Here is a 23397-nt window from a genome sequence, read left to right as displayed (position 1 = left end):
CCAGGCTCAGAGGGGGTTGAGCCCGGGCGGAGCCGAGGCCGCCCCCTCACGCGCCGGGAGCCACAACACGAAGGTGCTCCCGGCGCCGAGCCTGGAGAAGACCCGCACCCGTCCCCCGTGCGACTCCACGATCTGCCGCACGATGGCCAGGCCGAGCCCGGTGTGCCGGTCCCGGCGGCTGGCCTCGCCGCGCCAGAACCTGTCGAAGACGCGCGGCTGGTCGGCGTCGGAGATGCCGGGGCCGGCGTCCCTGACCGCGACCCAGAGCCACGACTCCCTGCGTCCCGCGACGACCTCGACGACCCCGCCGCCCGGCGAGAGCCGTACCGCGTTGGACAGCAGGTTGGCCACGGCGCGGCGCAAAGCGTCGTGGTCGCCCGACATGACCAGGTCGGAGGCGAGCAGGCGGCGGATCGTGACCGCGCGCTCGGCGGCGACGGCGGTGAACTCCTCGGCCGCCTCGTCGGCGACGCGGGCCAGGTCCAGGTCGGCGTCGGCGAAGGCGGTGCCCTGGCGGCGCGCGGTGGCCAGCAGGTCCTCGACCAGGCGGGTCATGCGGGTGGTGGCCCGGTCGACGATGGCGACGGCGCGCTCGCGTTCCGCCTCGGTCGCCTCGGGCGAGGCCAGCACGGCGTCGACGTTGGCGCGGATGATCGACAGCGGGCTGCGCAGCTCGTGGGAGGCGTCGTCGATGAGCTGGCGCTGCGCGGTGAAGGCCGATTCGAGGCGGTCGAGCATGGTGTCGACGGTGTCGGCCAGGTCGCGCAGCTCGTCGCGGGGGCCGTCGAGGGCGATGCGCCGCGACAGGTCGGTGGCCTGGATCTCGGCGGCGGCGCGGGTGATGGCCGCGACCGGCCTGAGCACCCGGCCCGACAGGATCCAGCCGATCGCCAGGCTCGCCAGGAACAGGCCGCCGAGCATGCCCAGGCTGTAGTCGCGCAGCGAGGACAGCGTGCTCACGCGCACCGCGTTGTCGACCTCGGTGAGCCGGACGACCTGCTGCTTGTCGATCACCTGGCCGGCACGATTGACGATCTTGGCGTATTCGGCGGAGTACGGCCGGGCGTCGGTGAGATTGGAGACGGCCAGGTAGATGCCGCCGAGGATGAGCGCGGCCAGGCCGAAGACGAGCGTGGAGTAGAGCACCGTGAGCCGGAACCGGACCGTGTGGATCATGCGGGCTCCTTCAGCCGGTAGCCGCGGCTGATCACGGTCTCGATCAGCCCCTCGGTCTGCAGTTTGCGCCGCAGGTTGCCGACCGTCACCCGCACGGTGTTGGTGAACGGGTCGGTGTGCTCGTCCCACACGTGCTCCAGCAGCTCCTCGGAGGAGACGACGTGGCCGGGCCGGGTCATCAGGTAGTGCAGCACCCCGTACTCCTTGGGCGTCAGCGCCAGCGACCGGCCGCCCAGCGAGACCTCCATGCGCGCGGTGTCGAGGCGCAGCTCGCCCACCTCCAGCACCGAGGTCCCGCCGATGTCGCGGCGCAGCAGCGCCCGGACCCGGGCCAGCAGCTCGGGGAAGGCGAACGGCTTGACCAGGTAGTCGTCCGCGCCTTCGTCCAGGCCCCTGACCCGGTCGTCCAGGCGGTCGCGGGCGGTGACCATGATGATCCGCACGCCGCTGCCGCCCGCGCGGGCCGTACGGCACAGCTGGAATCCGTCGCCGCCCGGCAGGTTGAGGTCGAGCAGGACGAGGTCGTAGGAGTTGACCTCGAGTTTCTCGTGCGCCGTCGGGGCGTCGAAGGCGACGTCCACGGCGTATCCGGCGCGGACCAGGCCGACACGCAGCGCGTCGACGAGGTCTTCCTCGTCCTCCACCACCAGCAAGCGCATATTTCCTAGTTTCTGATGATTCTCTCGGCGATGGGGGCCGCCCGGTCGATGGGAATCGCGAAGCCGATCCCGATGTTCCCTCCGCCCCTGCTGGAGGCGATCGCGGTGTTGACGCCGACGACCTCACCCCTGGCGTTGACGAGCGGGCCGCCGGAGTTGCCCGGGTTGATGGAGGCGTCGGTCTGGACGGCCGTCTTCCTGGTGCCGCCGAGCCGTACCTCACGGTCGAGGGCGCTGACGATGCCGCCGGTGACCGTGCCCGACAGGCCCAGCGGCGAGCCGATGGCCAGCACCTGCTCCCCCACCCGCAGGTCGGACGAGCGGCCCAGGGCGGCGGGCGTGAGCCCGGCGGCGTCGGCGAGCTCCAGGACGGCCAGGTCCTCGCCCTCGTCGACGCCCAGGACGTTCGCGGCGCGCCTGCTGCCGTCCTCCAGGATCACCGTCACCCGGCTCTCGCCGCTCACCACATGGGCGTTGGTCAGCACGTGCCCGGCGGCGTCGATCACGAAGCCGGAGCCGCCGCCCCGGCCGACGGTGACCGACACCACGCTGGGCAGCACCCGCGCCGCCGTGGCGCTGAGGCCTTGCGCGCTCTGCGACGGGAGCGGCGCGGCCCTGGGCAGGGACTGGGCGGCTGTCCCTTCGGCGGGTGGAGCGGCCAGGTAGGCTCCCCCGGCGCCCGCGAGCCCGCCCGCCAGCGCCGCCACGAGCACGGTGCCCAGAAGGCGCGAGGGCGCCCGGCGCGCTCCGGCCGCCGCCCCGGGCGGCCCGGCGACGGGCACCGGGACGGGCGGCGGGCCGAGCTCACCGGCGACGAACTCCGGCCCGCGCGGCTCCCCGAGCCCTCGCGGCCTCGACACACCGATCGGCCGGCCAGTCGCCCCGCCGGTCGGCCCGCTCGTCGGCCCGCTCGTCGGCCCGGTCATGGGCCCGGTCATGGCAGCCTCGAGAACCACAGCATCGAGCCCGCCGCGGCGAGCGCCGCCAGCACCAGGCCCGCGGCGACGAACCACATCCAGATCTCCTGCCGCTCCGTCCGATACCCGACCGAGCTGCCGATGTCGTCGTAGACCGCCTGCAGCTCGCCGCCGCTGGCGGCCTCGTAGAACCCGCCGCCCGCGGTCTCGGCCAGCGTCCGCAGCGCCGGGCCGTCCACCGGCACCGGGATCTCCCGTCCCTGGACCTCGATCACCCCTTCCTGCGTGCCGTACGCGATCGTCGTCACCGGCACCCCGCGCGAGGCCGCCTCCTGGGCGGCGTCGGTCACGGTCCTGCCCGAGGTGTTGGCGCCGTCGGACAGCAGCACGATGTGCGCGGGAACCGGCTCGTCCTGCGTGTCGACCTGCTCGATCGCCTGCAGCGACTGGAAGACCGCCTCGCCGATCGCCGTCCCTGACGCGGTCGTCAGCCGCTCCAGCGCGTCGAGCACCGGCCGGCGGTCGGTGGTGGGCGGCACCGCCACGGAGGCCTGGCCCGAGAAGGACACCAGGCCCAGGTTGAAGCGTTCCGGCAGCCCCTGGACGAACTGCCTGGCCGCCTCCCGCGCCACCGTGAAGCGGTCGGGGGCGACGTCGGTCGCGTCCATGGAGGCGGACACGTCGAACGCCACCATGATGGTCGCCCGTTCCCTGGGCACCTGGACCTCCGCCGTGGGCCGGGCGAAGCCGACGACCATGACGACGAACATGCCCAGCAGCGCCGCGGCGGGCAGGTGCCGCCGCCAGCCCGGACGCCTGGGCGCCACCTTGTCGAGCAGGTCCAGGTTGCTGAAACGCACCGCGTAGGCGCTGCGCCGCAGCGACATGACGACGTAGGTGACCGCGATGAGGGCCACGGGCACGAGCAGCAGCAGCCAGACCGGCGACAGCAGCGTCATGCCACCTCACCCCCGCCCGGCGGTCTCTGGGCGGGTACGGCGGCCGCCCTGGCGAGGCGGCGGTGGCGCAGCACGTGCTGGACGAGGTCGCGCACCCAGTCACGGTCGGTGCGCAGCCGCAGGTGCGAGGCCCCGGCGCCGCGCAGCGCCGACGCGATGCCCTCCCGCTGCTCCGCGGCGGCTTCGGCGTAGCGCCGCCGCAGCCGTCCGCTGGCGGTGGAGACCTCCCTGCGCCGCCCGCTCTCGGGGTCGACCAGCGTCAGCAGGCCCACGTCCGGCAGCGTCAGCTCCCTGGGGTCGACGACCTCGACGGCCAGCACCTGGTGGCGCACGGCCAGGCGCCGCAGCGCCCGCTCCCAGCCCTCGGGCGGGTCGAGGAAGTCGGAGACGACGACCACGACGCCCCGCCGTACGAGCGTGCGTGACAGCCGCTCCAGGGCGGCGCCCAGGCCCGGAACCGACGAGCTCTGCCTGGGCAGCGAGAAGACCCGCTGCAGCAACGCCATCAGGTGGGCCCTGCCGGTCCTGGCGGGCACGACCGACAGCGAGGAGTGCAGCAGGTGCGCACCGATCCTGTTGCCGAGCCGCTGGGTCAGGAACCCGACGGAGGCGACCGCCGCCAGGGCCAGGTCGCGCTTCTCCATCCGGGCGGTCCCGAAGTCCATGCTGGCGGTGGCGTCGAGCAGGACCCAGATCTCCAGCTCGCGGTCGGCGATCGGGTCACGCACGTACGGCTCGGCGGAGCGCGCGGTGACGTTCCAGTCCATGCGCCGCACGTCGTCGCCCGCCACGTAGGCGCGAGCCTCGCCGGGCTCGCTCCCCGGTCCGGGCAGCAGCCCCAGGTGCTCGCCCTGCAGCAGCCCGTCGAGCCGCCGGGTGACGACCAGTTCGAGCCTGCGCAGCGCGGGCTCGGCGGCCAGGTAGGACCTCATGCGGCCTCCTGCTGGGGCGCGATGACCGGCAGCGGCACCGCGGCGAGCACCCGGTCGACGATCTCCCTCGGGGAGACGGCGTCGGCCAGGGCGTCGAAGGTGAGCACGAGCCGGTGGGCCATCACGTCGTGGGCCAGGTCCCGCACGTCGTCGGGCAGGACGTATTCGCGCCCGCGCAGCAGCGCCAGCGCCCGGCCCGCGGCGAGCAGGCCGAGCGTGGCCCTGGGCGAGGCGCCAAAGGCGAGCAACCGGTCGAGGTCCTGCACGCCGTACCTGGACGGCTCGCGGGTGGCGTACACCAGCCGCACGGCGTACTCCGCGATGGCGTGGTGCACGAAGACGCGGTCGGCCGCCCGCTGCAGCCCGACGACCGTGACGGGGTCGAGCACGCGTGCGGCCACCGGCCGGTCGACGCTCATCCGGTAGACGATCGCCAGCTCCTCCGACTCGCTGGGATAGCCCACCTCGACCTTCATCAGGAAGCGGTCGCGCTGCGCCTCGGGCAGGTGGTAGACGCCTTCGGACTCGATCGGGTTCTGCGTGGCCAGCACCAGGAACGGGTCGGGCACGCGGTGGGTGACCCCGCCGATGCTGACCTGGTGCTCGGCCATGATCTCCAGGAGCGCCGACTGCACCTTGGCGGGCGCCCTGTTGATCTCGTCGGCGAGCACGAGGTTGGCCATGACCGGGCCGAGCTCGATGTCGAAGGTCTCGGTCGAGGGCCGGTAGATGCGGGTGCCCACGATGTCGGCGGGCACCAGGTCGGGGGTGAACTGGATGCGGTGGAACGTCCCGCCGATGACCCGCGCCACCGTCTCGGCGGCGAGGGTCTTGGCGATGCCGGGGACTCCTTCGAGCAGGCAGTGGCCCCGGGCGAGGACGGCCACGAGCAGCCGCTCCACCAGGTGGTCCTGGCCGACGATGACTCGTTTGACTTCGAACAGGGCCTTCTCGAGGGTCTGCGCGTCCGTCATGGCTGCTCCGGGCAGTCGTCCACGACGATCACCAGGTCATAGGGCTCGTAAGGCTCGGCCACGGCGCTGCCGGTGGCGGCGACGGCCGTCCCGGCGAACACGAGCAGCGCTGCGGCGCTCTTCCAGATGCGTGCCATGAAATCCCTTCCTCAGGTTTCACGACATGTCATCAAGTCACCGCGAAAACAGGCGTAACGCCGTCCTTTATGCGATTTTTCGGTGTTCGGGCGCAGGGTCCGGACATGATGTCACCCTTCCACCGCTACCTCGCCGAGGAAGTCGCCCTCGATCACGTCGAAGGGCTCATCCCGCGCCGCGAAGCGCTGCGGAGACTGGCCCTGCTCGGGCTCGGCCTGCCCGCGGCCACCGCCCTGCTGGCGGCCTGCGGCGCGCCGGAGGAGAGCGCCACGACCACAGCGGCCCCGACCGGCTCGGCGGCCACCCCCGCGACCACCGCCTCCACCGCCGCGCCGAGCCCCACCGGCTCCCCCGCCGGGCCGAGCCCGCTGCCCACCGAGGCGATCACCTTCGCCGGGCCGGAAGGCAGCACGCTGCGCGGCGCCTGGGCCGAGGCGGCCGAGCCCAAGGGGGCCGTCCTCGTCATCCACGAGAACCGCGGACTCAACGACCACACGCGCTCGGTGGCCGGACGGCTGGCCGCGGCGGGCTACTCGGCGCTCGCGCTCGACCTGCTCTCCCGCGACGGCGGCACCGAGGCCTTCCCCGACACCGCCCAGGCCACCGCCAAGCTCGGCGAGATCCAGCCGCAGCAGTTCGTGGCCGACATGAAGGCCGCTCTCGGCGAGATCGCCAACCGGGCCGAGGAGGCGAAGCTCGGGATGATCGGCTTCTGCTTCGGCGGGGGCATGACGTGGTTGCTGCTGGCGAGCGACGAACCGCGCCTGGCCGCCGCCGCGCCCTTCTACGGGCCGCTGCCCGACGCCGCCGACTTCACCGGCACCCGGGCGGCCGTGCTGGGTGTCTACGCCGAGCAGGACGACCGGGTCAACGCCACCCGCGACGCGGCACGGGCGGCACTGGAGAAGGCGGGGCTCACGCACGAGATCGCCACGTTCGCGGGGGCGGGGCACGCGTTCTTCAACGACACGGGCCAGCGCTACAACCCGCAGGCGGCGTCCGAGGCGTGGGAGAAGGTGACGGCCTGGTTCGCCACCCACCTGGCGTAAAACGGCCCGGTTCGCCACCCACCTGGCGTAGAACGGCCGGGTCGGACGCCTCGCCGCCGCATCCGCCGCGCCGTACCCCCGAAACGGGAACGGCCCCCGGGAAGGGGGCCGTTCGCGGGAAGGCGGTCAGTCGTTGAGGTGCTGGCGGAGGTAGGGCTCGACCTGGTCGAGGGCGATGCGCTGCTGCCCCATCGAGTCGCGCTCCCGCACCGTCACCGCGTGGTCCTCGAGCGTGTCGAAGTCGACGGTGATGCAGAACGGCGTGCCGATCTCGTCCTGGCGGCGGTAACGACGCCCGATGGCGCCGGCGTCGTCGAACTCGACGTTCCAGCGCTTGCGCAGCTGGGCGGCCAGGTCGCGGGCCTTGGGCGACAGGTCGGCGTTGCGGCTGAGCGGCAGCACCGCCACCTTGACCGGGGCCAGGCGGTGGTCGAGGCGCATCACGGTGCGCTTCTCCATGACGCCCTTGGAGTTGGGCGCCTCGTCCTCGGTGTAGGCGTCGAGCAGGAAGGTCAGCGTGGCGCGGTCGACGCCGGCCGCGGGCTCGATGACGAACGGCACGAAGCGTTCGCCCGACTCCTGCTCGAAGAACGACAGGTCGACGCCGGAGGCCTTGCCGTGGGCGGTGAGGTCGAAGTCGGTGCGGTTGGCGATGCCTTCGAGCTCACCCCACTCGGAGCCGGTGAAGTTGAAGCGGTACTCGATGTCGACGGTGCGCTTGGAGTAGTGGGACAGCTTCTCCTGCGGGTGTTCGTACAGGCGCAGGTTGTCCTTGTTGATGCCCAGGTCGGAGTACCAGCGGAACCGCTCGTCGATCCAGTACTGGTGCCATTCCTCGTCGGTGCCGGGCTTGACGAAGAACTCCATCTCCATCTGCTCGAACTCGCGGGTGCGGAAGATGAAGTTGCCCGGCGTGATCTCGTTGCGGAAGGACTTGCCGATCTGGCCGATGCCGAAGGGCACCTTCTTGCGCGCCGACTGCTGCACGTTGAGGTAGTTGATGAAGATGCCCTGGGCGGTCTCGGGGCGCAGGTAGGCCAGGCCGGTCTCGTCCTCGACCGCGCCGAGGTAGGTCTTCAGCAGGCCGCTGAACTGCCGGGGCTCGGTGAAGGCACCCTTGTTGCCGCAGTTGGGGCAGGTGATGTCGGCCAGGCCGTTCTCGGGCGCCTTGCCGTTCTTCTCCTCGTAGGCCTCGACGAGGTGGTCGGCGCGGTAGCGCTTGTGGCAGGACTGGCACTCGGTCAGCGGGTCGGTGAAGGTCTCGACGTGGCCGCTGGCCTGCCAGACCTCGCGGGCCAGGATGACGCAGGAGTCGAGGCCGACGACGTCGTCGCGGCCCTGCACCATCGAGCGCCACCATTCGCGCTTGACGTTGTTCTTGAGCTCGACCCCGAGCGGACCGTAGTCCCACGACGCCCGCAGGCCTCCGTAGATCTCGCTCGACGGGTAAACGAGCCCGCGGCGCTTGGCGAGGCTGACGATGGTGTCCATGACGTCGGTCCGGCGTGCCATTGGTTGAGTCTCTTTCCGGCTGGAGGTCGGAGGATGAATGAAACCCAAGCTTAGGGGACTCTCCCGCGACCTCGCGCGCGACTATTCGTCTTGCCCGGGTACGTAGACATCCTCGTAGGCGCTGGGCTCGTTCAACATCAAGATCATCAGGGGATACATGGCCATTCGGGCGGCGGACAGGGCGCGGCGGTAGAAGCCCGCGCCCTCCCATTCACTCACCAGGGCCCACAGGTTCGGCTCGTCGACCGAGCGGGCCAGCCGGGCTCGGAGATAGCCCGGCTGGGCGGCGAGCGTGTCGATGATGTGCTGTCCCTGCTTCATGAAGTCCTGGGACTGCGCTTCTGGAACGGTGTAGCGAATCACGGCGAGCACAACTCCAGGATGTCAGACGATCTCCCCTGCGGCCTCAGAACTGGGCCACGGTAAGGATCACCTGATAGTGGGAGGAGGCGGTCGAGCCGAAGCGCCGGTCGTTGACGACGGCGCCGTAGCCGGCTCCGCTGGCCCAGTTGAGGCGCATCACCGGCGGGCGGGAGCCGAAGTCGATGCTGCCGATCATCTCGGTGAACGCGCTGCTGCCGCCGATGCGCACCCAGTTGTTGGCGGAGAAGGTGACCTTGTCGCCGCTGACCTGGTACCTGCCGCGCAGGGGGTAGAGGTCGGTGCGCACGTTGGTGGTGTTGAAGGCGAAGGTGCCGTTGTCGTAGAAGTACCAGGCCGCGGCGGCGACCCTGTTCATCGCCGAGCCGCGCCAGGCCTGCTGGCCGGCGAGCTGGTCGAAGCGCACGATCTGCTGGGTGCGCAGGCGAACCGTGGACGCGGTGTTCGCGGAGGCGTGGGCGGGGGCGGCGGTCAGCACGAGGGCGACGGAGGCGAGTGCGAGGACGAGCTTGCGGATCATGGGTTCCCTCCCTGGTCGACGGTGTTCGACTGCCTTCGACGCTAGGCAGGGCGGACCTGGTGGACCATGAAGTTCGGCTGACAGCTCCCTCACAGGAACATCCGCGACTTATCGTGAGCGCATGGCCGAGGAGTCCTTCGCGCACCTGTTACGGCGGTTGCGGGTCAGCGTCGGGCTCACCCAGGAGGAGCTGGCCCACCGTTCCACGGTCAGCGCCCGCTCGATCAGCGACCTGGAACGTGCCATCTACCGCACGGCGCGCAAGGAGACCACCCGGCTGCTGGCCGACGCGCTGGAGTTGTCGGGCACGGTGCGCGCCCAGTTCGAGGCCACCGCGCGCGGACGCGCCGCCGATCCGGCCCTGTCGGCGGTGCTGTCGCTGCCCGCGCCGCTCACCTCGCTCGTCGGCCGCGAGGCCGAGATCGCCGCGATCTGCGAGCTGCTGGAGCGCCAGGACGTGCGGCTGCTGACGCTCACGGGCCTGGGCGGGGTCGGCAAGACCCGGCTGTGCCTGGCGGTCGCGCAGCGGCTGTCGCCCGCCTTCCCCGAGGGCGTCTTCTTCGCCGACCTGACGGCGGCGGGCAGCCCGGAACTCGCGCTGGCCGCCGTCGCGCAGGCGGCGGGCGTGCGCGACGACGGCGCGGGCCCGCTGGCCCGCAGCCTGGTCGAGCACCTGCGCGGCCGGCAGTGCCTGCTGGTCGCCGACAACTTCGAGCATCTGGCCGATCGGGCGGCCGAGATCCTCGGCGGCCTGCTGGCCGAGTGTCCCGGGCTGACGTGCCTGGTCACCAGCCGTCGCACGCTGCGCCTGCGCGGCGGGCACGAGGTGGCGGTCCGCCCGCTGCGCACGCCCGATCCCTCCTCCAGTACGGCGGCGCTGGCCGCCAACCCCGCCGTGGCGCTCTTCTCGCAGTGCGTGCGCGCCCACTGGCCCGGCTGGCGGCTGGAGGACTCCTCCCCCGCGGTCGTGGCGCGGATCTGCGCCCGGCTGGAGGGGCTCCCGCTGGCGCTGGAGCTGGCGGCGGCCAGGATGAAGGTGCTGACGTCCGAGGAGCTGCTGCGCCGCCTGACCGGGAGGCTGGCGCTGCTCAGCCCCGGCTCCGACCGCCAGGGCGGGCTGCGCGCCACCCTCGACTGGAGCCACGGTCTGCTCGACGAGGGAGCGCGGGCGCTGCTCGCCAGGTTGTCGGTGTTCGCGGGCGGCTGGACCCTGGAGTCGGTGGAGGAGATCTGCGGCTGCGAGCTCGACGACCTGGCCACGCTGGTCGACAACAGCCTGGTCCACCGCTCGGGCACCCGGTTCGTGCTGCTGGAGACGGTGCGCGAGTACGCCGCCGAGCTCCTGGGCCCGGCCGAGAGCGCCGAGATGGGGCTGCGTCACCTCGACTGGTTCGTCGATCTGGCCGAGCGGGGCGACAGGGAGCTGATCGGGGCCGGGCAGCGGCACTGGCTGGCCCTGCTGGTCGACGAGCAGGACAACCTGCGCAGGGCGATCGCGCACGCCCTGGAGCTGGGCGACGCGACCCGCGCCCAGCGCATCACCGGCGCGCTGTGGCGGTTCTGGGAGATGCACGGGCGGCTCGCGGAGGGGCGCCGGTGGCTGGAGCTGGCGCTGGACCTGCCGGGTGAGAGCCCGCCTGTGGTGCGCGGGCTGGCGTTCAAGGCCGCGGGCAACCTGGCCAGGGACCAGGGCGACCGGGCCTCCGCGCGGGAGTCGCACGGCAGGGCGCTGGAGATGTTCGAGGCGGCCGGCTTCGCGCCGGGGGTGGCGACCTCGTTCAACAACTTGGCCAACATCCTGCTCGACGAGGGAGACCACGAGGCCGCCGCCGAGCACTTCGAGCGCAGCCTGGAGCGGTTCATCGCGCTGGGCGACCGGTGGAACACGGCGTTGCTGCGCGTCAACCTGGCGCTGGCGCTGCGCAAGACCGCCTCGACGCTGGACAGGGCGGCGACGCTGGCGCGCGAGAGCATCGAGGAGTTCCGCGGGCTGGGCGACGAGCGCGGCGAGGCGCGGGCGGTGGAGGCCCTGGCCAGGATCCTCGACCACGGCGGCGACCATCGGGGCGGGGCCGGGCTGCACGTGCGGGCGGTGGCGCTACGGCACGCGGTGGGCGACAGGGGCGGGCTGGCCCGCTCGATGGAGGGGCTGGCCCACGCGCTGTCGGCCCTCGGCGAGGCCGAGCTGCCCGCCTGGCTGCTCGGCCACGCCGCGGCCATCAGGACCGCCACGGGAGACTGCCGCAACGCCGACGACGAGTTCGAGTGGCAGGACACCGTCCGGGGCCTACGCGAGCGGCTGGGTGACGCCTACGACGCCCAGTGGACGGCCGGACGCGCCGCCACCACGGAGGAGGCACTCAGCCGCTGCACCGCGACCGCGTGAAGGCGTGCCTCAGACGATCTCGCCGAGGCGGGCGACGGCGGCCGTCTCGGCCTCGTGGATCGCCAGCAGGCGCGCCCCCAGGTCGGCGAAGTCGGCGTCGGCGGGCTCGGCGTCGAGGCGGGCGCGCAGCTCCCACAACTCGGCCGCCTCAGCCTCCCCTGCCTCGCCCTCCTCCAGCACCGCCTGCCGGATCGCCGCCGTCAGCTCGCGCGCCCTGCCGTACACCTCGGCGGGCACGGCCGCCTCCGCCAGTTCGTGCCACATGCCGTGGATCCGGGTGAACTCGGCCGCGAGCCCGGCGAGGCGTTCCTCGCCCAGCAGCCCGGCGGCCTGCGACAGCCCGTCGGCGAACAGGTCGCGCAGGTTGCCGCCGTCGATGCCGACCGGCTCGACGCCCTCCCAGATCGACAGCAGCGCCCCGGCCAGCCCGCGCCCGTCGGCGAAGACCTTCGGCCAGCCCTTGGCATGCTTGGCGTCGGTCATGGTGCGCGCCCACTTGCGCCAGGCGGGCAGCGAGAAGGAGTCGGACTTCTGCGTCAGGTGCCGGTGGCAGTCACGCAACCCTTCCCGTACGGCTGCCGCCAGGTCGGGCTTGGCCTCGCCGATCACCCAGAGGGCGTTCTTGTAGGAGGAGACCCGTCCGCGCGCCTCCTGCATGCGCTCCTCCGGGACGAGGATGGGCGCCCGCCCCCGGTCGTCGACCTTGATGAAGCCGCCGGCCCTGCCGTAGGCGATGACCGGGTGCCCGCCGTGCCCGTCGAGGAAGGCCGGCAGCCGCCAGTAGCCGATCCGCTGCTGGTCGGGCACGACGACGCAGGGCCGTCCCGCGTCGAGCTCCTGGGCCAGGCGCTTGGCCGCGCCCTTGGCGCCGCCCGTCTGCTCGGTGTCGTAGGAGACGTCGAGCCGCTCCAGCGTGCGGTCGAGCCAGCGGTCGTGGTACTGCCAGGTGTTGCGGAAGCCGAGGGTGAGCACGGCGGTGTCGTGGTGCTTGAACTCCCACAGGATGTAGCCCGCCCCGATGCCGCCCCCGGCGAGGAAGACGAGCGGCTCGGAGACGCCGGTGAGCCGGGCGACGACCGAGGTGTAGGGGTGGCGGCCGCCCTGGAAGGCCCAGGAGCCGTCGCGCGGGACGTCGTCGGCGCCGACGATGTGGCGGCGGGCGGCGGTGTAGCTCTCGCCCGTCTTGGCCATGCGGGCGCGGATGCGTGCTTTGAGCTGCTTCTTGTCTGTCACACCTGATCCGTTTCGCGGCGTCGCGGAGCCGCGGTCCACGCCCGCCTGGCTCCGTCCGCCTGAACGGTCAGGCCGATCGAAGGCTCGTCCCGAGGCTCGCAGGTCCCCTTTGCCGCCGTGGCGCCGCGGCCGGCGTGGACGGCCGCCTGAGGCGGTTCGGCGCGGGTGTCGCCGTAACCGCCATGCTACCGCCGACCGGCGCTAGCATCGGGCTGTGGCCGCACAGAAACGTACTCTTCCTCCGGGCGAGCAGTTCTTCACCCCCGGCGCGACCGGTCTGCGCAAGAAGGTCGAGCAGCGCAGCGCCACCCCCATGGCCTACCTGTTCACGCAGGTGCCCCGGTGGATCGTGCCGGTCGTCATGGTCGCGCTGCTGCTGGCCGGCTTCGCCGTGCAGAGCTGGCTGGGCGGTCTGGCGGTGCTGCCGGTGATCGCCTTCGTCGGGCTGCTGGCGTACCTGTCGTGGCCGTCGCTGACGGCGGGCGGAAAGCTGCTGCGGGTGGCGATGGTCACCTTCCTGCTGCTGGTCGCCGCCACCCGCTTCGGGCTGATCAGCTTCTGAGCGAGAGCTGGAACTCACTGGAGCGGCGGTGCAGGCGGAAGCCGAGCTTGTTGTTCACCGCGAGCATGTGGGCGTTGTCGTCGGCGTTGTCGGTCTCGACCTCGGCGATGCCGGGGTGCTCGGCGCGTAGCCATCCGACCATCTCGGCCTTCAGCCACAGTCCGAGCCCGTGGCCGCGGTGCTCGGGCGCGACCACGGTGTCGTACTGCAGGGCGCGCCGGGTCTCGCCCGCGCGGATGACGATCTCGGTGAAGCCGGCCAGTTCCTCGCCGCGCCGTGCCGCCACGGTCATCAGCGTGTCGCCGCGGTCGGCCAGGACCTCGGCCATCGTGCGCACGCGGTCGGCGTCCCAGCGCTGCACGCCGTAGTCCATCTCGCCGGTCGGCATGTCGTTCATGGCGTTCTTGGCCACCGCGAAGGCCTCGGCGAGCTCGCCGGGGACCGTGCCCTGCCACATGACGGCCTCGTAGCCCTCGGGCGTGGCCACGTCGAGGTCGGCGAAGGCCACGTCGAGCAGCAGGTTGCTGAAGGTCAGCACCCGGTCGAAGCCGCGTGCCGCGCAGAACTCCGTGCCGGGACCGGGGTCGGCGGCCACGCCGATCATGCTGCGCCGCCCCTCGTCACCGGCGGTGGAGACGGCCGCCTCCAGCAGCAGCGAGCCCGCGCCCTCGCGCCGCCGTTCCGGTCGCACGTGCACCTCGAGCTCGCACAGGTGCGACTGCCCTTCCGCGTCGAACAGGCGCAGTGCCGCCACGCCCGCCGCGTCTCCGCCGGGCGCGAGCGCCAGCCATCCCGCCCGGCGGCTGTTGAGCCCGGCCGTCGTCAGCTGGGCGCGCACCTGCTCCAGGGTCGGCAGGGGCTCGCCGGGCAGGTCGTGCGCCGCTGTGGTGGCGACGACCTCGTGCCAGGCGGGGATCCGTTCGGGCGTCAAGGCGGCGATGCGGTACATGCCGCCTCACCCTAGGGGCAGTCAGGGCAGCAGCGTGTAGGCGGGGAAGTTGCCCGGCAGGCGTTCCCCCTCCGCCCCCTCGGTGACGGAGCGGACCAGGAGTTCGCCGCCGACGAACGCGCCGCGCCACGAGGCGCCGAGGCCGCCGAACAGCTCCTCGCGGTCACCTCTGGAGCGGGGCCGGTTGTGGCCGACCTTGAAGGCGCGCACCTCGGGCGCGAGGCGTTCGAAGGTCGCCTCCGCGGTGCACGAGAGGGTGGCGACCAGGGCGCCGTTGCTGGCGTTCATCGCGGCCAGCAGCTCGGCTTCGGTGTCGACCAGGACGATCGTGTCGACCGGGCCGAAGGGTTCGGCGTGGAAGAGGGGTGAGGAGCGGGGAGGGTCGAGCAGGGCGGTCGGCGGGAGGTAGGCCGACATGTCCTGCCCTGGGAGGAAGTGGCCGTCGTCGAGTGACGCTTTGAACAGCGGCACCCCTCCCCCGGCGATCGCCGCGTCGACCTGGTCGGCCAGTTCCTTGGCCTTGGAGGCGTTGATCAGCGGGCCGAAGGTCAGCTCGGGCAGCGGGTCGGCGTCTTCGCGCACGGCGAGCGGATGGCCGAAGCTCAGCCCCCGCACCGCCGTGCCGTAGGTCTCCAGGAACTCGTGGAAGAGCCCCCGCTGCACGACGAAGCGCGGATAGGCGGTGCAGCGCTGCTTGCCGTACTCGAAGGAGGCCCGGATCTGCCCGGACAGCGTGTCCCAGTCGGCGTACTCCCACACGCCCCAGCAGTTGAGCCCCTCCTGTTCCAGCACGTGCCTGCGGTCCGACAGCGAGGCCGCCACCTGGGTGCCCGCCGTACGGCCGCCGACGAACGAGACGCAGCCCAGCTCGCGCCCGGCGACCAGCACCGGCGACAGCTCCGAGCCCGACCCGCTGACCAGCGTGAAGGGCAGGCCCTCGTGGACGGCCAGCGCGGTGGCCAGCGTGAGGCAGGCCAGGCCGCCGTCGGTGGGGGTCTTGGCGATGACCGCGTTGCCGGCCAGCGCCTGGACGAGCATGGCGTGCATGAGCACGCTCATCGGATAGTTCCAGCTGGCGATGTTGCTCACCGGCCCGTGCAGCGGCGTGCGGCCGGAGAGCATCGGGTCGATCTCGTCCAGGTACCAGCGCACCCCGTCGAGGCACCGGTCCACGTCGGCGCAGGCGCTCTTCCAGGGTTTGCCGATCTCCCACATGAGCAGCAGCGCGAGCAGGTCGCGATGGGCGCGCATGGCCTCGACGGCCGCGGCGACCCTGGCCCTGCGCTCGTCGAGTGGCACGTGGCGCCACTGGCCGTGCTGCTCGGCCGCGGCGGCGACGGCGCGCGCGGCGGTGAAGCGGTCGAGGCGGGGAGGTCCGGCGATGGCGGTGCCGTCGACCGGGGAGAAGGCGGGGGCGGGGCGGCCGTCGCGCTGCCAGAACCCGCCCCAGTGGTTGAGGACGCGGTCGTCGTGGAAGGCTTCCGGCGCGATCGTGCGGCAGCGCTCGTAGGCGTCCTGCCAGCCGTACCCTGGCTTGATGATCATCAGTCCGACCAATCGACGGTGACGAGTTCCGGCAGCGGCTCGAATTCCCTGATCGCGTCGAGCGAGGCGCCCATGGCCGCGTTGGCCTCGCGCTCGACCATCACCTCCACCAGCACCGGCAGCCCTTCGCGCTGGGCGGTGGCCGACGCCCACGACAACGCGCCTGCGATGTCGCCCGGCAGGTCCACGCGGCGGGCCGGGCAGCCGAAGGCCTCCATCGCCTTGACATGGTCGATCCCGCCCTCTCCGTAGTGCAGGTCCACGGCGTAGTTCATGTCGTAGGGGATCTCCGCCTGGCGGATCAGGCCCAGGTACTCGTTGTTGATCATCACGATGACGAACGGGATGCGGTACTGCGCCGCGACCGCGACCTCCTCCATGAGGAACTGGAAGGAGTAGTCGCCGACCACGACCACCACCTCGCGCTCGGGGTGGGCGCACTTGACGCCCATCGCCGCCGGCACCTCCCAGCCGAGCGGGCCGGCCTGGCCGCAGACGAGGTAGCGGCGGGGCAGGAAGGTGGTCTGGAACTGGCCGGACCAGATCTGGTAGAGCCCGATGGCGGTGACGAAGGTGGTGTCGCGGCCGAAGAACTCGTTGATCTCCCTGAACACCCTGGGCGGCTTGATCGGCACCTCGTCGAAGTCGTCGCGGCGCAGCAGCGTGCGCCGGTATTCGCCGATCTTCTGCACCCACTTCTCGCGGTCGCGGGGCACGGCGTGCTTGCGCAGCTCGGCCAGGACGGGGCGGGCGTGGCCGACGACGCCCAGGTCGGGCTCGAAGACGCGGCCGATCTGGGTGGGTTCGATGTCGACGTGGATGAACTTCCTGCCGCGCCGGTAGACGTCCAGGTCGCCGGTGTGGCGGTCGCCGAAGCGGGCGCCGACGGCCAGGACCAGGTCGCTGTCGAGGAAGGCGGCGTTGCCCCAGCGGGTCTGGGTCTGGATCCCCGCCATGCCCGCGAACAGCTCGTGGTCCTCGGGGAAGGCGCCCTTGCCCATGAGCGTCACCTGGACGGGCACCCGCAGCGCCTCGGCCAGCTCGCGTAACTCCTCCGCGGCGTCGGCGATGATCACGCCGCCGCCCGCGAGGATCAGCGGCCTGCGGGCCTGCTGCAGCATCTCGGCGGCGCGCCTGATCGCCGAGGGCAGCGGCCCGGGCCGGTCGACGGGCAGCGGGGCGTCGAGCTCGGGGTCGTAGAGGCAGGTGCCGCGCTGCACGTCGATCGGCAGGTCGATGAGGACGGGCCCGGGGCGGCCGCTCCTGGCGATGCGGAAGGCCTCGCGGAAGATCCACGGCGCCTGGCCGGGCTCCTTGAGCTGCACCGCCCACTTGGTGACCGGCTTGGCGATCTCCACGATGTCGACCGCCTGGAAGGCCTCCTGGTGCAGCTTGCTGGAGGCGGCCTGGCCGGTGATGCAGATCATCGGGATCGAGTCGGCCATCGCGGTGTACAGGCCGGTGATCATGTTGGTGCCGGCCGGTCCGCTCGTGCCGATGGTGACGCCGACGTTGCCCGTGGCCCTGGCCCAGCCGTCGGCGGCATGCGTGCCGCCCTCCTCGTGGCGGACGGTGATGTGCTTGATCGAGCTGTGCTGGAGCGCCGCGTACAGCGGCAGGATCGCCGCCCCCGGAATGCCGAAGACGGTGTCGACCCCCTCCGACTCCAGCACCCTCACGACGGCTTCCATGCAGGGGATGCGGTTCATGCGTTGAGCCTCTCGATGACCTTGAGCAGGGCGGAGTGGTCCAGCGCCCCGTGTCCCTGGGCGCGGGCGGCGGCCACCAGCTGGGCGACCTGGCCGGTCAGCGGGAGCGCGACGCCCGCCTCGCGGGCGGCGGCCAGCGCGATGCCCATGTCCTTGTGGTGCAGGTCGATGCGGAAGCCGGGGGCGAACTCCCGCGCCACCATGCTGCGGCGCTTCAGCTCCAGGATCCGCGAGCCCGCCAGCCCGCCGGCCAGCACGTCGAGGCCCTTGCCGGGGTCGACGCCCGAGGCTTCGAGGAGCACGATCGCCTCGGCGACCAGGCCGTAGATCCCGCCCACCACGAGCTGGTTGGCGGCCTTGACCGTCTGACCGGCGCCGGAGGGGCCGACGTGCACGATGGTCTTGCCCACGACCTTCAGCAGGGGCAGCGCCCGCTCGAAGTCCTGCGGGTCGCCGCCCACCATGATCGACAGGGTGCCGTCGACCGCGCCCTTCTCGCCGCCGCTGACCGGCGCGTCGAGCGACCTGATCCCCTGGCCCGCGATCCAGCGGGAGGTGTCGGGACGGATGGTGCTCATGTCGATGTAGAGCAGGTCGGGCCCGCCGTGGTCCACGATCGTCGGCGCCACCTGCTCGACCTGGGGCGAGTCGGGCAGCATCGTGATCACCGTGTCGGCGCCCTTGACCGCCTCCGCCACGCTCCGCGCCGCGTGGCCGCCCTGGTCGACCAGCCGGTCGACGCGGTCCTGCGTGACGTCGTACCCGGTGACGTCGTATCCGGCATTGACGAGGTTGGCGGCCATCGGGCTGCCCATGATCCCGAGGCCGATGAAGGCGATGCTCATCGTGTCCTCCAGCTGAACGGGTCGGGAGAGGTGTCCTTGTACTCCAGGCCGACGTGGCCGTCGTGGCCCTCCAGGGCGCGGAAGATCTCCTGGTACGGCATGCGCCCGCTGAACGGCTGCCCGCGTCCCGGATCGTCGGCGATCTGCACGTGCCCGATGCGCCCGGCGTGCCGCTCCAGCACGGCGACCACGTCCTCGCCCATGCGGTGCAGGTGGTAGAGGTCGGCCAGGAAGGCCACGTTCCGCCGCCCGACCGCGTCGATCACCGCGAAGGCCTGGGCGGAGGAGGTGATCGGGTAGCGGGGGTTCTCGTGGGAGTTGAGCGCCTCCACGACGACCGTCGCCCCGATCCTGGAGGCCGCGTCGGCCGCCGCCGCGAGGTTCTCCAGCGCGAGCTCGGGGTCGGCGCCCGGCCCGTTGCCGTACAGGGCGTTGAGCACCCGGCAGCCGAGCCGCTCCGCCCAGCCGACCGCCACGTCGATGTTGGCCGTGAAGCGTTTGGAGGTCGCGGGGTCCGACAGCAGTCCGCGCTCGCCCGCGGCCATGTCGCCGGCGTCGAAGTTGAGGCCCACCAGGCGCACGCCGGCGTCCTCGATGGCCCGCTGCAGGGCGTCGAGCTCGCGGTCGGGCGGCTCGGGGCCGTCGAAGGGCCACCAGAGCTCCACGGCGCCGAACCCGGCCGCCGCGGCGGCGCGCGGTCGCTCCAGGAGCGGCAGGTGGGTCAGGAGGATGGAGAGGTTGACGTCGAACCTCAGGCCCGTCGCCGGGTGACCGCCGCCCACCGGACCGCCGCCCACCGGACCGCCGCTCATCGGGCCGCCGCTCATCGGGCCGCCGCCGAGAGGGCCGAGCGCATCAGCCTGGCCGTCTCCGACGGGGTGCCGCCGACCCGCACGCCGACGGCCTCCAGCGCCTCCTTCTTGGCCTGGGCCGTACCCGAGGAGCCCGAGACGATGGCCCCCGCGTGCCCCATGGTCTTGCCCTCGGGGGCGGTGAAGCCGGCGACGTAGGCCACGACGGGCTTGGTGAGGTGGGAGGAGATGTAGGCGGCGGCACGTTCTTCGGCGTCGCCGCCGATCTCGCCGATCATGACGATGGCGTCGGTGCCGGGGTCGTCCTGGAAGGCCTGGAGGCAGTCGATGTGGCTGGTGCCGACCACGGGGTCGCCGCCGATGCCGACGGCGGTGGAGAAGCCCAGGTCGCGCAGCTCGTACATGAGCTGGTAGGTCAGCGTGCCCGACTTGGAGACCAGGCCGATGCGCCCGGCGCTGGTGATGTCGGCGGGGATGATGCCGGCCGACGACTGGCCGGGCGAGATGAGCCCGGGGCAGTTCGGCCCGATGACGCGCGTGCCCGAGGCGGTGGCCAGGGCGCGGAAGCGGATGGTGTCCTGCACGGGCACGCCCTCGGTGATGACGACGCACAGCGGGATCGCGGCGGCGGCGGCCTCGGCGACCGCGGCGTGCACGTGGCGCGGCGGCACGAAGACGACGCTGACGTCGGCGCCGGTGTCGGCGACGGCGCCTGCGACCGAGGAGTAGACGGGGACGGTGCGCTCGCCGAAGTCGACGCTTGTACCGCCCTTGCCGGGGGTGACGCCGGCGACCACGTCGGTCCCCGCGGCCAGCATGCGGGCGGTGTGCCTGGCGCCCTCCGAGCCGGTCATGCCCTGGACCAGGACGCGACTGTCCTTGGTGAGGAAGATGGCCATCACGAGCCTCCAGACAGAGAGGCCGCCAGGGAGGCGGCGCCGTCCATGGTGGGGACCTGCCGTACGGCGGGGTGCCGGGCGTCGCTGAGGATGCGCCGTCCCACCTCGGCGTTGTTGCCGTCGAGCCGGACCACGATGGGCCTGGTGACCTCGCCCAGCGAGTGGAGCGCGGTGACGATGCCGGTGGCGACGGCGTCGCAGGTGGTGATGCCGCCGAAGACGTTGACGAGCACGGAGCGCACGTCGGGGTCGGACAGGATGATCTCCAGGCCGTCGGCCATGATGCGGGCCGAGGCTCCGCCGCCGATGTCGAGGAAGTTGGCGGGCGCCGCCCCGGCCAGGGCGACGACGTCCAGGGTGGACATGACCAGCCCGGCGCCGTTGCCGATGACGCCGACCGAGCCTTCGAGCTTGACGTAGTTGAGGCCGCGCGAGCGCGCCCGGTCCTCAAGGGAGGAGGTCGGCTCGGCCTGCGGCCACGAGTGGCGGAAGGCGGAGTTGTCGTCAAGGCTCACCTTGCCGTCGAGCGCCACGACGCGCCCGTCGGCGGTCGAGATCAGCGGGTTCACCTCCACCAGCAGGGCGTCCTCGGCGACCATGACCTCCCATAAGCGGTCGAGCACCTCGCCCGCGGCCTCCGGCAGCCCGGCCGCCGCGGCCAGCGCGGCGCCGTCCACGCCCGCCTCCGGGTCGACGGCCACCTTGACCAGGGCGTCGGGGTCACTCACGGCCAGTTCCTCGATCTCCATGCCGCCCTGGGCGGACAGCATGGCCAGGAATCCGCCCGAGGCCCGGTCCACGAGGAAGGCGGCGTAGTGCTCCTCGAAGGGCACGGTCGCCTCCTCGACCAGGACGGCCCGGGCGATGTGCCCCTTGATGTCCATGCCGAGCACACGCTCCGCCTCGTCGGCGGCTCCTGCCGGGCCCGCGGCGGTCCTGATGCCGCCCGCCTTGCCGCGTCCACCGGTCTTCACCTGGGCTTTGATCACAACGGGTACGTTCAGCGATGCGGCGATCTCCTGCGCCTGCGTGGCGGTCACGGCCACGCCGCCGGCGGGGACGGGGATCCCGTGCCGCCGGAAGAGTTCCTTCGCCTGGTACTCGAACAGGTCCATTCGAAGCCTCCTTTGTAGACGGTATACCGTATGGAATATGCGCCGTCTAGGTCTCGACAAAGAGACACTTCGTGGTTATTCCATACAGTATGGAGAATGCAATCAAAGACTGGCGCGGCCGTACCTACCTCCTCGGCCCCGTCCCCGCCGACCGCCGCCGCATGTTCTGGCTCGCGTGGGCGGCCATGGCCGCCGTCGGGCCGCTCCAGTACGGCTACGCCGCCCTGCTCGCGGGCGCGACCCTGGCCCCGCTGGTGGTCTGGGTGCTCTGCCAGGCGGCGACCGCCCTGCCCGCGCTCCGGCTCGTACGGCGGGGCGCAGTGAGCGTGCGCGCCGCCCTGGCCGCCGGGAGCGTTGCCAGCGGCCTGGGCCTGGCCACCCTCGCCTTCTCGTCCGCGGACCTCGTGGTGCTGGCCGGGTACGGCGTGCTCGGCGGTGCGGGCGGCGGCCTGGTCTACGCGGTGTGCACCGAGGTCGTCTCCTCCTGGTACCCCGACCGCCCGGCCACCCGGGTGGGCCTGGTGACCGGCGCCTTCGGCTACGGCGCCGCGCCGCTGGTGTTGTGGGCGAGCCTCGACCCGGCCGCGAGCGCGGCCGCCTTCACCGCCTCCGCGCTGCTGGCCCTCGTGGTGATCGCCGCGGCCGCGCGTTTCCTGCGCCTGCCTCCGGCGTCGTGGTGGCCGCAGAACGTCGACCCGCGCGCCCGCGCCCTGGACAAGGTGATCCTGCGCCGCACCCCGAGCGCCGCCCGCCAGTTCTCCCTGGCCCAGGCGCTGCGCTCGGCGACGCTGGCCAAGCTCGTGCTGATCCTGGTGTGCGCGGGCGCCGTGTCCCTGTTCGACGTCATCGTGGTCGCCGGGTCGGGGTCGTGGGGCGCGCTGGTGCTGCTGATCACGCTCAACGGGGGCGGCCGCGCGGTGGCCATGCGGGTGTCGGAGCGGTTCGGCCGCCGCCGGGTGCTCGGGGCCGTGCTCGCCTGCCTGGCTCTGGGCCAGCCGCTGCTGGGCGCCGGGATGGCCGGCCAGGAGGCGGGCGGGCCGGCCCTCTGGCTGGGCACCATCCTGGCCGGGCTGGGCGGCGGCGCGTTCTACCCGCTGGTGGCCCGGCAGGCGCACGACTACTTCGGCAGCGACCGCCATCTGCACGCCACCGTCTACAGCACCAAGGCCCTCGCGGGGCTGGCGGCGGCGGTTCTCGTCACGGGCGCCACACTCCCGGCGGCCGGGGCGCTGGCCGCGGTGGCGCTTCTTGCGTGCGTACGGCTGCGCGCGCCGCGTCTGCCTGCCACGATTCCCGTGTGACGAGCCTCACCAGCCAAGTGTTTCCCACAAACTGTATGCTGTAGGCAGTCGACGACAAACCGTTAAATTGGGGTCATGTGATGTTGGTGTCGGACCAGGCCAAGATTCCCCGCCCTGCCACGCTGCGCGAAAGCGTCATCGAGGCCATCCAGGAGCTGATCGTCTCGGGCCAGCTCAAGCCGGGCCAGCACCTGGTGGAGAGCGAGCTGGCCGAGCTGCTCGGCGTCTCGCGCCAGCCGGTGCGCGAGGCCTTGCAGCAGCTCAGTGGCGAGGGCTGGGTCGATCTGCATCCGGGACAGGGCGCCTTCGTGCACGTGCCGACGTTGCAGGAGGCCGACCAGTTGCTGGCCGTACGAGCCCTTCTGGAGACGGAGTCGGCCCGCCTGGCCGCGCTCAACGCGAGCGCCGAGGGCGTGAAGGAGCTGCGCGACCTGTGCCTGCGGGGCCGCGCGGCGGTGGCGGCCGACGACGTGGACGCCGCGGTGGCGACCAACTCCGCGCTGCACGCCCAGGTGGTCCTGCTGTCAGGCAACAAGGTGCTGGCCGAGCTCGCCGCCCAGGTGGCGCGCCGGGTGCGGTGGTACCACACGCCGGTGGCCCGCCAGCGCGGCATGACCTCATGGGACGAGCACCAGGCGCTCATCTCCGCCATCGAGGCGGGTGACGCCGACCGGGCCGCGCACATCATGCGCGAGCACACCGAGCACACCCGCTCCTCCTACATGGAGCAACGCGCGGGCGAGCCGGTGGAGCCGGTGCAGAAACCGGTGCGCCGCCGCAGGCCGCGCAGCATTTAACGTCCTCCAGATTGGCCCGTAACACCT

The 23397-nt window shown here is 72.4% G+C and carries 23 protein-coding genes; 5 read left to right on the top strand and 18 right to left on the bottom strand.

Annotation, left to right across the window (positions count from 1 at the left end; translation table 11 throughout):
* Positions 1 to 6: 6 nt before the first annotated feature.
* From ACIBH1_RS06400 to ACIBH1_RS06370, 7 genes are read right to left on the bottom strand one after another with little or no spacing between them, the layout of a single operon-like run.
* Positions 7 to 1176, bottom strand: coding sequence for a sensor histidine kinase (locus ACIBH1_RS06400; protein ID WP_397312538.1), 1170 nt, complete (start codon positions 1174 to 1176; stop codon positions 7 to 9).
* Positions 1173 to 1835, bottom strand: a complete 663-nt coding sequence (locus ACIBH1_RS06395) for a response regulator transcription factor (protein ID WP_397312537.1) — start codon at positions 1833 to 1835, stop codon at positions 1173 to 1175. Before ACIBH1_RS06395 ends, ACIBH1_RS06400 begins: the two co-directional genes overlap by 4 nt.
* Before the next feature lie 5 nt (positions 1836 to 1840).
* Entirely contained in the window at positions 1841 to 2761 is a 921-nt protein-coding gene (locus ACIBH1_RS06390; RefSeq protein WP_397312535.1) for a S1C family serine protease, read from the bottom strand.
* A gap of 8 nt (positions 2762 to 2769) precedes the next feature.
* Positions 2770 to 3711 carry a VWA domain-containing protein gene (locus ACIBH1_RS06385; protein WP_397312534.1) on the bottom strand — a complete coding sequence of 314 codons (942 nt, stop codon included), beginning with the start codon at positions 3709 to 3711 and terminating at the stop codon, positions 2770 to 2772.
* Complete coding sequence (locus tag ACIBH1_RS06380) at positions 3708 to 4643, bottom strand: DUF58 domain-containing protein (RefSeq protein ID WP_397312533.1); 936 nt, start codon at positions 4641 to 4643, stop codon at positions 3708 to 3710. Before ACIBH1_RS06380 ends, ACIBH1_RS06385 begins: the two co-directional genes overlap by 4 nt.
* Positions 4640 to 5617, bottom strand: a complete 978-nt coding sequence (locus ACIBH1_RS06375) for an AAA family ATPase (RefSeq protein WP_397312531.1) — start codon at positions 5615 to 5617, stop codon at positions 4640 to 4642. Before ACIBH1_RS06375 ends, ACIBH1_RS06380 begins: the two co-directional genes overlap by 4 nt.
* Positions 5614 to 5754 carry a hypothetical protein gene (locus ACIBH1_RS06370; protein WP_181607999.1) on the bottom strand — a complete coding sequence of 47 codons (141 nt, stop codon included), beginning with the start codon at positions 5752 to 5754 and terminating at the stop codon, positions 5614 to 5616. Before ACIBH1_RS06370 ends, ACIBH1_RS06375 begins: the two co-directional genes overlap by 4 nt.
* A gap of 105 nt (positions 5755 to 5859) precedes the next feature.
* Between ACIBH1_RS06370 and ACIBH1_RS06365 the strand changes: the two genes are divergently transcribed.
* Positions 5860 to 6804 (top strand): dienelactone hydrolase family protein, encoded by a 945-nt coding sequence (locus ACIBH1_RS06365; protein WP_397312530.1) that lies wholly within the window; start codon positions 5860 to 5862, stop codon positions 6802 to 6804.
* Between the two features lie 126 nt (positions 6805 to 6930).
* On the opposite strand, the gene ACIBH1_RS06360 is transcribed toward ACIBH1_RS06365, so the two are convergent.
* The 3 genes from ACIBH1_RS06360 to ACIBH1_RS06350 form a co-directional block, all read right to left on the bottom strand.
* Complete coding sequence (locus ACIBH1_RS06360; RefSeq protein ID WP_397312529.1) at positions 6931 to 8316, bottom strand: glycine--tRNA ligase; 1386 nt, start codon at positions 8314 to 8316, stop codon at positions 6931 to 6933.
* Between the two features lie 81 nt (positions 8317 to 8397).
* Positions 8398 to 8688 (bottom strand): antibiotic biosynthesis monooxygenase family protein, encoded by a 291-nt coding sequence (locus ACIBH1_RS06355; RefSeq protein ID WP_181607997.1) that lies wholly within the window; start codon positions 8686 to 8688, stop codon positions 8398 to 8400.
* Positions 8689 to 8722: 34 nt separating this feature from the next.
* Positions 8723 to 9217: a hypothetical protein gene (locus ACIBH1_RS06350; RefSeq protein ID WP_397312528.1), complete on the bottom strand. Its 495-nt coding sequence runs from the start codon at positions 9215 to 9217 to the stop codon at positions 8723 to 8725.
* Positions 9218 to 9338: 121 nt separating this feature from the next.
* Between ACIBH1_RS06350 and ACIBH1_RS06345 the strand changes: the two genes are divergently transcribed.
* A complete protein-coding gene (locus ACIBH1_RS06345) occupies positions 9339 to 11603 on the top strand; it encodes an ATP-binding protein (RefSeq protein ID WP_397312527.1) in 2265 nt (754 codons plus the stop codon).
* A gap of 9 nt (positions 11604 to 11612) precedes the next feature.
* Here the strand turns inward: ACIBH1_RS06345 and ACIBH1_RS06340 are convergent, their stop codons facing one another.
* Positions 11613 to 12836: a BtrH N-terminal domain-containing protein gene (locus ACIBH1_RS06340; protein ID WP_397312526.1), complete on the bottom strand. Its 1224-nt coding sequence runs from the start codon at positions 12834 to 12836 to the stop codon at positions 11613 to 11615.
* A gap of 214 nt (positions 12837 to 13050) precedes the next feature.
* Between ACIBH1_RS06340 and ACIBH1_RS06335 the strand changes: the two genes are divergently transcribed.
* Complete coding sequence (locus tag ACIBH1_RS06335; protein ID WP_397312525.1) at positions 13051 to 13398, top strand: DUF6703 family protein; 348 nt, start codon at positions 13051 to 13053, stop codon at positions 13396 to 13398.
* Here ACIBH1_RS06335 and ACIBH1_RS06330 read toward each other — a convergent pair.
* From ACIBH1_RS06330 to sucC, 7 genes are read right to left on the bottom strand one after another with little or no spacing between them, the layout of a single operon-like run.
* Positions 13388 to 14347 carry a GNAT family N-acetyltransferase gene (locus ACIBH1_RS06330; protein WP_397312524.1) on the bottom strand — a complete coding sequence of 320 codons (960 nt, stop codon included), beginning with the start codon at positions 14345 to 14347 and terminating at the stop codon, positions 13388 to 13390. The two genes, ACIBH1_RS06335 and ACIBH1_RS06330, sit on opposite strands and share 11 nt — an antisense overlap.
* A gap of 21 nt (positions 14348 to 14368) precedes the next feature.
* Positions 14369 to 15892 carry an aldehyde dehydrogenase family protein gene (locus tag ACIBH1_RS06325; protein WP_397312523.1) on the bottom strand — a complete coding sequence of 508 codons (1524 nt, stop codon included), beginning with the start codon at positions 15890 to 15892 and terminating at the stop codon, positions 14369 to 14371.
* Entirely contained in the window at positions 15892 to 17601 is a 1710-nt protein-coding gene (gene gcl / locus ACIBH1_RS06320; RefSeq protein WP_397312522.1) for a glyoxylate carboligase, read from the bottom strand. The genes ACIBH1_RS06325 and gcl overlap by 1 nt, the downstream gene beginning before the upstream one ends.
* A complete protein-coding gene (locus tag ACIBH1_RS06315; RefSeq protein WP_397312521.1) occupies positions 17598 to 18446 on the bottom strand; it encodes a 2-hydroxy-3-oxopropionate reductase in 849 nt (282 codons plus the stop codon). Before ACIBH1_RS06315 ends, gcl begins: the two co-directional genes overlap by 4 nt.
* The gene (locus tag ACIBH1_RS06310) at positions 18443 to 19258 is read right to left on the bottom strand and encodes a hydroxypyruvate isomerase family protein (protein ID WP_397312520.1); all 816 of its coding nucleotides are present in this window, start codon (positions 19256 to 19258) and stop codon (positions 18443 to 18445) included. The genes ACIBH1_RS06315 and ACIBH1_RS06310 overlap by 4 nt, the downstream gene beginning before the upstream one ends.
* Positions 19259 to 19269: 11 nt before the next feature.
* On the bottom strand, positions 19270 to 20157 hold the full coding sequence (sucD, locus tag ACIBH1_RS06305) for a succinate--CoA ligase subunit alpha (RefSeq protein WP_397312519.1): 888 nt from the start codon (positions 20155 to 20157) through the stop codon (positions 19270 to 19272).
* On the bottom strand, positions 20157 to 21272 hold the full coding sequence (gene sucC / locus ACIBH1_RS06300; protein WP_397312518.1) for an ADP-forming succinate--CoA ligase subunit beta: 1116 nt from the start codon (positions 21270 to 21272) through the stop codon (positions 20157 to 20159). Before sucC ends, sucD begins: the two co-directional genes overlap by 1 nt.
* 89 nt (positions 21273 to 21361) lie before the next feature.
* On the opposite strand from sucC, the gene ACIBH1_RS06295 reads away from it, so the two are divergent.
* A complete protein-coding gene (locus tag ACIBH1_RS06295; RefSeq protein WP_397312517.1) occupies positions 21362 to 22573 on the top strand; it encodes an MFS transporter in 1212 nt (403 codons plus the stop codon).
* An 80-nt stretch (positions 22574 to 22653) separates the two neighbouring features.
* The gene (locus ACIBH1_RS06290) at positions 22654 to 23370 is read left to right on the top strand and encodes a GntR family transcriptional regulator (protein ID WP_397313092.1); all 717 of its coding nucleotides are present in this window, start codon (positions 22654 to 22656) and stop codon (positions 23368 to 23370) included.
* Positions 23371 to 23397 lie beyond the last annotated feature (27 nt).

The organism is Nonomuraea sp. NPDC050663 (genome assembly GCF_044456985.1).
Lineage (GTDB): Bacteria > Actinomycetota > Actinomycetes > Streptosporangiales > Streptosporangiaceae > Nonomuraea.
This window is presented reverse-complemented; position numbering and strand designations above follow the sequence as displayed.